The organism is bacterium, from assembly GCA_035371905.1.
Lineage (GTDB): Bacteria > Ratteibacteria > UBA8468 > B48-G9 > JAFGKM01 > JAMWDI01.
The window spans coordinates 1-10,598 of sequence record DAORXQ010000062.1; the positions used below are offsets into that span (position 1 = coordinate 1).

Annotated in this window: 7 protein-coding genes; all 7 read left to right on the forward strand. The window is 25.0% G+C overall.

Annotated features, from left to right (window positions below):
• Positions 1–802, forward strand: an 802-nt coding sequence (locus tag PKV21_06950; protein HOM27227.1) for a hypothetical protein, incomplete at its 5' end; no start/stop codon positions are given.
• A gap of 2 nt (positions 803–804) precedes the next feature.
• Entirely contained in the window at positions 805–2,886 is a 2,082-nt protein-coding gene (locus PKV21_06955; GenBank protein ID HOM27228.1) for a vWA domain-containing protein, read from the forward strand.
• A gap of 3 nt (positions 2,887–2,889) precedes the next feature.
• Entirely contained in the window at positions 2,890–5,634 is a 2,745-nt protein-coding gene (locus PKV21_06960) for a hypothetical protein (protein HOM27229.1), read from the forward strand.
• The gene (locus tag PKV21_06965) at positions 5,631–6,536 is read left to right on the forward strand and encodes a hypothetical protein (protein ID HOM27230.1); all 906 of its coding nucleotides are present in this window, start codon (positions 5,631–5,633) and stop codon (positions 6,534–6,536) included. Before PKV21_06960 ends, PKV21_06965 begins: the two co-directional genes overlap by 4 nt.
• Positions 6,533–8,515, forward strand: a complete 1,983-nt coding sequence (locus PKV21_06970) for a PKD domain-containing protein (GenBank protein ID HOM27231.1) — start codon at positions 6,533–6,535, stop codon at positions 8,513–8,515. Before PKV21_06965 ends, PKV21_06970 begins: the two co-directional genes overlap by 4 nt.
• Before the next feature lie 3 nt (positions 8,516–8,518).
• Entirely contained in the window at positions 8,519–9,628 is a 1,110-nt protein-coding gene (locus PKV21_06975; GenBank protein ID HOM27232.1) for a hypothetical protein, read from the forward strand.
• A 61-nt stretch (positions 9,629–9,689) separates the two neighbouring features.
• Positions 9,690–10,598 (forward strand): hypothetical protein (locus PKV21_06980; GenBank protein ID HOM27233.1); only part of this gene is annotated, 909 nt, incomplete at its 3' end.

Below are 10,598 nucleotides of genomic sequence, written 5' to 3' on the forward strand. Positions count from 1 at the left end.
AACTTATCCTGAAATTTTTAATGAAATATGGGAAATAAAAGAAGAAAAAATATATTTACTTCCATGTAAAATAGAAAAAACTATTATAAGTGAAAAACCATTGGATATTAATTACATTGAAAAAAAAGAACCTGTTTTTTATGATTTTGGTGAAAAAATATTTGAATATATAAACCCTGTAAAGTTCTGGAAATACTACAAAATAAAAGAAAATCATGGTATTTCACTTCTGAAAATAGAGGGAAATAATGACATTATGATAAAAAAGAATATTGGAGAAGGGAATATAATTTTATTTCCTTTTGTTTTGAAAAATGAATGGACTAATTTTCAAAATAAACCATTTTTCCCTGTTTTTTTAAGTAAAATCATTGAAAACTATGCAAAAGACACAAATGTGAATTATATCATAGGAAATCAGAAAAAGATGAATATTCCTAAAGATACTGAAAAAATTGAGATTTATAAACCTGATGGAGAACTTTTTAAAATTGTTTTAAAAAATGAAAATTATGAATTTAATCCTGACATTCCTGGTTTCTGGAAAATTAAATTTTATAAAGAAAAAGAAAAAAAGATTGCAGTAAATGTTGATAGCAGTGAAGGAAATTTACAAAAAATATCTTATAAAGAAATCAAAGAGTTATTTCATGGTAATCTAAAAATTATAAATGATGAAAAATTTGAAAAATTTGAAAAGAATGTTTTAAAAAGTAGAGATTTAACAGATTTTTTCCTTTCAACTGCTTTTATTTTTCTTTTTTTAAATGTACTTTTTTCTGAAATAATGAAATTTAGATAAAAATGGAAATAAAAATAAATACAGAACTCGGAGTTTTCAACATTTTCTTAATATTTTTTTTATTCATAATAATTGTTTTTATCCTTTACAAAACAGTTTTTTTAAAAAATAATAAATTAATATTTCTTCTTGATTTTTTTTCCGCAATTTTACTTCTTTCAATAATTTTACAGATTGAAATTACCTTAAAAATTAAGAAGAGAGAAAAAAGTAATTTAGTTATATTGATTGATACATCTTTAAGTATGTCAATAGAAGAAAACGGAAAAAAACGATTTGACACGACAAAAGAAATATTGAAAAAATACAGCAAGAGATTAAAAAAATATAAACCAGTTTTTTATACATTTGGTTCTTCTCTAAAAAAAATAGAAGAAAAAGATATAGAAAAACTTAAAGTTCAGGATGAAGAAACAAACATTTTAAAAAACATATTAAAAATAAGAGAAATAAATAAAAATAATAAAATTTCAGGTATTCTATTATTTAGTGATGGAATAGAAACATCTTCTACAACTATTAATGATCTCAAAAATATTGAAATACCTGTTTATACAATTGTATCAAGGAAAAGTGATTTAAAAGATATAAGTATAGACAGAGTAACGGGTTCTCAATATATATATAAAGGAGAAAAAAATAAAATAGAAGTTTTTCTTAAATCATCTAATTTTAGAGATAAAAAAGTAAAAATAAACTTGAAAAAAAATAATAAAACATTAGATAGTAAAATCATAGAGGTTAAAGAAGAAAATCAAAAAGTAGAATTTGAAATTATTTCAGAAAATTCAGGTTATGAAATTTATGAAATTGAAGTTATTTCAGATGAAAAAGAATTAAATAACGAAAACAACAGGAAAAATTTTGTAGTTATGAATATATCACCACTGATAAAAGTTTTGTATATTGAAGGATATTTAAGATGGGAATACAAATTTTTAAAAAATTTTCTTGAGGGAAATCCAAATATAGAGTCCATCTCTATAATAAATATAGGGAAACAAACTTATCAACAAACTGGAGGAAAAGAATTTAATTTTCAGGGGAGTTTATTTGAAAAAAAATCTGATTTTGAGAACTTCCACATTATTATTTTAGGTGATATAGATTTTTCAGGATTTAGCAAAATACAGATGAAAAATATAGAAGAAATTGTAAATAACGGTTCCAACATAATTTTTCTTGGTGGTAAAAATTTTCTAAAAGGTATAAAAAACTCACCATTAGAAAATGTAATACCGGTTAAAATCCAGGGTAATGAAAATATATTAATTGAAGAAGAGTTCATCCCGATTTTAACTACTTCTGGGAAAAATCTTTTTATTTTTGATGAATTTATGAACTTTCCTCCTCTCTTTACTATAAACAACATAAAATATATTACAGATGATTCAATTCCAATTTTTATAAAAAAAGATGGCAATATTCTTATGGCATATAAATTGTGCAATAAAGGAAGTTCTTTAATCATTGGAACTGATAGTTTATGGAAATGGTATATTTCTGGATATAAAAATAAATTTGAAACTCTTTTTAATGGAATTATAAGATTTTTAATACCCCCTGAAAAATATTTAAAATTAAAAACACAAACTCCTGAATTCAAACAGGAAAGAAATATATATAAAAAAGGGGAGATGATAGAAATAGAAACTTTTTTTGAAAATAATGAAATAAAAGAAAAAACAAATTTCAATCTTATAACTCCTACCGGTGAAAAAGAAACACTAAAATTAGAAGAAAATAAAATTAAGTTCAGGACGGATAAAGAAGGAGTATATATAATTGAGGGTGGAAATGGAATTTATAAAAACTTTATACATGTTTATGTAAACAGCAAAGGAATAGAATTGCTAAATTGTATTCCTGATTATCAATATTTAAAAACTATTTCAGAATTTTCTGGAGGAAAATTTATACCTTTAGAAGAAGTAAAAAATTTTGAAAAATATATACCTTTATCTACTAAAAGTGAAAATCTAAAATTTAAAGTTACAAAAGAAAATAGAAAAGCACTCATTTTTGTTCTTTATATAACCCTGAATTACTCTTGGTTTTTAAGAAGAAAAAGGGGTATTATATAAAAGATGGAATATACTGAATTTATTTTTAATTATTTAAACAGATATAGAAACTTTGAAATAAAAAGAAAAATAAAAGAAAACATTTTATGTTCAATACTTTCGTGGCTAACATTTTTTTTAATTTTTATAGTTATAATTTCATTTTATCCATTACCTGTTTTAATACATTTTACAAGATTTTTTTCCTTCCTTTTATATTTCTTTTTCATTTTCAAGATTTACAAGGATATCAAATTTTTTAAAAAAATGTCTTTTGAAGACCTTGCAATTAACTTTGAAAAAAAATTTCAGGAGATAAATAATCATCTTATAAATACAATCCAGATAATTAAAAAAAGTAATTTTTATCCAGCAGAATTTATTGAAAAACTTAAAGTTAAAACATTTGAAATTATTAAAAATATACCTCCTGAAAGGGGAATAGGGAATAAAAAGATAATTTTACTTTTAAAGGAAATTTCAGTAGTATTGATTTTATTTATTTTATTGATTTATTTATCCCCGCAAAAATTCAAAAAATGGTTAACCACAATATTTACAGGTTTTACTTTAAACTATTATATAGAACCTGGAAATTATGAAATTACAAAAGGTGAATCACTAAAAATAAAATTTTATAGCAAAGAACATTTACCATCTTTTATAGAAATTGAAAGTAAATCAACAAAAAATAAATTTCCTATGAAAAATGAAAAATTTTATTATTCATATTTTATAGAGAATGTGGATTCTCCTTTTAATTATAGAGTAATAAATCCTGAATTAATAACTCCATGGTATAAAGTTGATATTCTTGAAAGAACAAATATCCAGAAAATCTCACTGGTATTGAAATATCCTTCCTATACAAAAAAATCAGTGGAAAAGAAAGAAATTGATTTTACATCTTTTGAAGTGTTTAAAAATACGGAACTTGAAATGGAGTTTTTTTTCAATAATAAAGTAGGAGATGCATATTTGATTTTAAGCAATGGTTCCATATTAACTGCAAAGGGAACTTCAAATAGAAAAAAGTTTAAATTTACTGTAAATGAACCACTATTTTACAAGTTAAAATTCTATGATTTTGTTACCAAAAAATATCTTTCCACAGAAAATGAAAAAATTCATATAATATATGACAATTCACCTTTTATAGAAGTTTTAGAACCGGGTAAAGATATATTTAAAAAACCCGGTGAAAAATTCAAAATAAAAATTTTTGCAGAAGATGATTTTGGTATAAAAGAAATAAGGTTTAAAATGAATACAATACCAAATGAAATAGGGAAAAATGATATTACTTTTTATATTCAAAAATTTCCATCTGAAAGTTTAAAACAAACAATTGAAACTTATTTAGTATTACCATTAAAATTTGAAAAACCTATCTATTATTACATAGAGTGTATTGACAACTCACAACCTGTCAAAAATAAAGGAGTTTCTTCTATTTATTACATTTTTCCATATACAAAAGGGATAGAAGGAAATACTTTAAACAATTATCTTTCTAAAAAAGAAGTGGAAAATGAAAAATTAACAAATTTTTTAGAAAAACTTGCTGAAAAATTAAAAGAATTTATTGAAAAAGAAAATGAAGTTATAAAAGGTGAAAAAAGATTAGAAAACATAAAAAAAATAACTGAAGAAAAAGATTTAAATAATTTAATTGAAGTACAGAGTGATTATTTTAAAACATTTCAAAAGATGGTTAACGACTTAAATAAAATCAGTAAACAGACAGAAGGAAAATTTACATTATCTGATGAATTAGTTGAAATGATATCCCATATTCAAAAGTCAATTGAAAACTTAAAAAAAGAAGCAATACACATGGCTATTTCTGAATCACAAATGGGTCTTGAACTTGCTAAAGAAATTACTTCAAATCTTGAAAGATGGCTTGCAGGAAGCCCGGATAATATAAAGTGGGACCTTCAGGAACCATCAAAAGATTACAAGGTACCTGAACCTGCTTTACCAGATGAACTTGAAGATATAATAGGAGAATTAATTGAAAAAGAAGAAGAGATGAAAGAAGAAATTGAAGATATTACAAGTAGTTGGATGGACAGTATAGATAAAGGAGCAGGGTGGGGTGTTTCAGATGGACCTATTAGCAATATGAGTGCTAAAGGAATAACAGGAAATTTAATGCCCAATCAACAGGAAATAGGAGGAAGAAGTGGTGAAGGTAGAACTGGAAGGAGTTATGGAGAAATGGTAGAAAAAACAGCCACAGGAAAAGGAGGAAGACAAACACCTGCAAGATTAACACCGGATAATTTTGAACCGGGAGAAATACAAGATAAAAGTAAAGAAAATCCTCTGGGTCCTACAGGAGGTGGGAAAACAAGTGGATGGGGACCATCTGGACTTACAGGATTTGAAGGAGATACAACATTCAGATATAACCAATTGTTAGAAAAACAGAAAGAAATTATTGATAAAGCGGAAAAAATTTTACTTGAATTAAAATCTACAAATATATATAACCCACAACTTGAAAAAGCAATATCCCAGATGAAAAATTTTCAGATTCAACTAAAAACAGGAAGGTATAATGAATTATTAAAAACAAAAAGTGAAATAATTTCTTCTTTGAAAGAATTCAATCACTCATTTGTGAGAAGGGAATTGATTAAAAAAGAAAAAATAGAAAAGGAAAAAACAGGAGAATCTATTTCTAAAAATATATACCAGGATAAAATTCCAGATGGATACGAAAATATTGTTCTTAAATATTTTTCACTTAATTTAAAATGAAGATTATAATTATAAATTTTATTTTTTTCATTTCCATTTTATTCTGTGAAAATTTTGAATTTACATTATCTTCAGTAAAAAATGTTTTCTATGAAGAAGAGGAAGTAATTCTAAATCTTAAAATAAAAAATTTAAGTAAAGAAAATGAAGAAATAAAAGTTCAGTACCTGCAACCAAAAGAAAAAAATTTTTTATTTGTTGGTGAAAACTGGTCTTTAGAAGTAATTTCAAATAATAAAAAAATTGAAAATTTTACAAATCATATTCCTCCTGAACCAAAACCCGGAGAATTAAATATATCAGTAAAACCAGAAGAAATATTAAACTTTTCAATTCCTTTTCCTTATTACTATTATCCATTAGCATTTCCTTTAAAATTTAAAGTATGCTTAAAATATAAAAATTTTTCTTCTAATGAAATTGAGTTTGTCGTTTTAGAAAGTAAAGGGAAAAATCTAAAAAATAGTTTAATATTAAATTATGATTTTAGAGAAGGAGAGGAATACCCCTATGGATGGAAAATCGGAAACAATAATGTTAAATGGGAAAATAAAGATTTTATCAGTTTTTCTCTTAATAAAGAAACTGCAGAAGGAGAAGGTTTATGGATTTATTCCATTTTTAATGAAATTAAAACACCGTCTCAATATCTTCTTTCTGTAAAATGTAAAAGTGAAGGTCCTAATATTATTATTTTTATTGAAGGATGGGGAATTGTAAAAGGAAGAAAAAGATGCATAGAAAGGAATGAATGTCATATTTTTCCTGAAAATAAATGGAAAGAATATAATTTTAATATCAAGTTTGAAAACGAAAATGTTAAATGGTTTAGAGTAAAACTCTATTCATATTTAAATGAAGGAAAAGTTTATTTTGACAGAGTTGAATTGAATAAAAAATGAAAAAAATATTTTTTATATTTTTTAATTTAATTTTACTAAATTATTCAGAAAACTGGTGGAATACGGAATGGAAATACAGAAAAAAAGTTTCTTTTAACTTTCCAGAAGAAGAATTACCTTATAAAAAAGTAGGTGTTATAAATTTTACAGGAAATTGTAAAGATAACGGAGAAGACATAAGAGTAATTGACGAAGAAGGAAAAGAAGTTGAATACTGTATTGTAAGTTCCAGAAAGCCCAAATATCAAATATTAATTCCTCTTGATAAAAAAATGTATTATATTTATTATGGAAATCCAAAAAGTCAAAAGAAAAACTACAATTTTAATCCACAATGTGGATTAATTCTTGAAATATATGAAAGAAAAGACGATAAGGTTTCTGACTGGAATGAAAGTAAAAAGACATTGGAAAAGAGCATAAAAGAGGGGAAATTAATAGGAAAAAGTATTTGGAAAAAGATATGGGATGCAACAAATCCCTTTGGTTATCAAAAAGATGTAATTAAAATATATACAGGATATTTTTATATAGAAAAAGAAGGAAACTATGAATTTGCAACATCTTCATCCGGTCCTTCATTTTTATTCATAGATGATAAATTAGTTGCAAATTGGCCTGGCTGGCATCCTGCAAGACCATTTATTACACCTGAACAATCAGGTTTTGTAAATTTATCAAAAGGTATTCATAAACTTATTTACTATCATTTTGGAGGTTATAATTACGAAATCTGCGTAGCAGTTTTTAAATCATATGATAAAAATGAATTTGAAGTAATTTCAGAAAAATTTTTTATACCTATCTTTGAAGGGGAACTATTAGAATCTGAAAAATTAGATGGAAAAATAAATATTGATTTTGAATGGGAGAACATAAATTTTTTAAGGAGGGAAAACTGGAATCTAATAACCTATAAATTTATTGCAAAAAACTATTCCGGAGAAGATATATCCTATGAATGGGATTTTGGGGATGGTCAGAAAAAAACAGGAAAAGAGGTGTTTCATACTTATATAGGAGAAGAAAATTATAATGTAAATCTAACTGTTAAAAATAAAAAAGGAGAGGTTGAAACTGTAAGTTATACAATAAATGTTGAACAGGACTATTCAAAAATTTATCTTAATCCAAGAAAAACAGAAGAATATATAGATGAATTTGTAAACTTTAATTTAAAAACTCTTCCAAGTGAAAAATTAAAAGCACTTGCAGAGATATTTTTATCTTATGACAGATTAGAAAATGCTTTTAATTGCTATAAAGAATTAAGAGAAAGAACTCTATCAACAATAGATAAAAGAACGATTAATTTGATTACTTTAAAACTTGCAAAAAAAATAGGTAAATTTGAAGAAAGTGAAAAAATATGTGAAGAAATTTTACAGGAAGAATATAATTTTGAGATTTTTTTATCATTGATAGATACATATATAGAAATGAATAAACTTGAAGAAGGGATGAAAAACTGTCAGAATATTTTAAATGAAAAAAATCTTAAGGAAGAAGAAAAGAAGAAAATAGAATTAAGGATTGCTGATATTTTGAGAATAAAAGGAGAGAAGGAAAAAGCAACTGAAATCTATAGAAAATACACTGATATAGCAGAGTATAAATTGAAAAATTATGTATACTATCAAACTGTTCTATATTACCTTAAGAATAAAGATATATTAACAGGTATTGAATTACTGGATAAATGGGCAGAAGAATTTCCCTTATGTAAAATTGAAGGGAAATGGTCTGTTCTTAAAACAAAAATATATATTTTTAAAAATGACTATATTAATGCTTTAAGGGAAATAGAAATATTTATAAAAATAGCAGATAATGAAAATATTTTTCTGCCAGAAGCACTTTACCTTGCTTACCAGATAAGTAAAAAAATAAATATAAAGGAAAAAATTGAATATTATAAAGAAAGAATTTTAAAAGAATTTCCTGATACTGAATTTGCAAAAGAACTAAAAAATAAATAGGAAATGGAAATAAAAGCATTAACCCCTGAAAAACAAATATGTTTTTTTGGTTATTACGATAAAAAACAGATAAGTTATAATGGGAAATTCTTTCTCTATCTAAAAGTTGATTTCAAGGATAAAGAACCAGGAGAAAATGAGAAAGCAGAGATTTGGATTGGAGAAATAGGAAATAAAAAATTTGAAAAACTTGATGCAACATATGCCTGGAATTTTCAACAAGGATGTATGCTTTCATGGTTATCAGATGAAGAAATAATATATAATGTGAGAATAGAAAAAAATTTTTTATCAAAAATTTATAATATAAAAAATGGAAAGTTCCGGATAATAAATAGACCTGTAAGTTGTGTTTATCCGGAAAAGAAAATTGCTCTGAGTTTAAATTTTCCCCGTCTTGCCAGATGGAGACCTGGTTATGGATATGCAGGTGTAGAAGATAAATATGAAAATGAAAAATGGCCTGAAAATGACGGTATTTATTTTATTGACCTTGAAAAAAATATGTCAAAATTAATAATTCCTCTTTCAAAAATGCTTGAATTTAGAAATGAAAAAGAAATATCTGATTCTTATGGATGGTTTAATCATACTTTATTCAATAAAAATGGAACAAGATTTTGTTTTGTAAATAGATGGAAAATTAAATTAAAAGACGCTCATAAAACAAGATTTATAACCAGTGATTTAGAAGGGAAAGAAGTATATGATTTAATTGATTCATATCTTATTTCTCATTTTGACTGGAAAGATGAAAATAAAATAATCGTATGGGCAGAAATAAAAGGGAAAAAAGGTTTCTGGTTAATTGAGGATAAAACAGGTAAAGTTGAAACAATAAGTGAAAATATGCAAAAAGAAGATGGGCATTGTTCTTTTTCAAAAAATAAAAAATTCATTTTATATGATACATATCCAATCGAAAATTACAGATATTTAAAAGTTTTTAATATTGAAAAAAATAAAGAGATAGTCATTGATAAATTTTATTCAATACCTGAAATAACAGGACCTATAAGATGTGATTTACATCCAAGATGGGAAAATGACAACAAAATTACATTTGACTCTATACACGAAAATTACAGAAGAAGTTATTTAATAGAAATTTAATTCTTCCTGATTTTACAAACAAAACTAAACCTTTTCATTTAAAATATGTCTAATTTAAGAGATGGAAAAGAAAAATTTATTCATTGTTTTGTCCTTTCTGGCGATTATTTGTGATTATGTATTTTCTGAAAATATAGAAAAAATTGTAAGTGGTAAATCACATACTTTGATTTTAACTAATGAAGGATTTGTCTTTGCTTTTGGATGGAATAAAGCAGGACAAATTGGAAATGGAAATGATAAAAACATCAGTAAACCTGTAATGATTAAACTGAATGAAAAAGAATATTTGAAAGATATAATTGACATAGGTGCAGGTGATATACACTCAATAGGATTAAAAAAAGATGGAACTGTTTTAACATGGGGAGGAAATTTTTCCGGGCAACTCGGAAATTTAACATTTGAAAACTCATCTTTTCCTGTATATGTAAGATATAAAAATGGTCAAATTGTAAAGGATGTAATTAAAGTCACTGCTGGCTGGGATTTTTCTGTAATTTTAAAAAAAGATGGAACTGTCTGGACATTTGGAGATAATAAATATGGACAACTTGGTAATGGAACTACAGAAAACAGAAATTACGCAGTACAGGTAAAAGGACCTGAAGGAAAGGGATACTTAAAAAATATTATAGATATAAAAGCAGGGGCATTCCATGTTCTTGCACTTGCAAAAGATGGAACTGTCTGGGCTTGGGGAGATAATGAATTTGGACAACTTGGTGATGGAACATATATACAAAGAATTTTTCCAGTTAAAACAAAAGAAATAAAAGATATAGAAAAGATTGTATGTGGTGCTTTTCATTCATTTGCTATAGATAAAAAAGGAAATCTTTATGGATGGGGTAAAAACTGGAAAGGTCAAATTGGTGATGGAAGTTTTGTAAATAAAAATTTTCCTGTAAAAGTTTTTGGGAAAAATGAGATGGATTTTTTTCAGATGCAAAAGAAGTTTCTGCAGGAA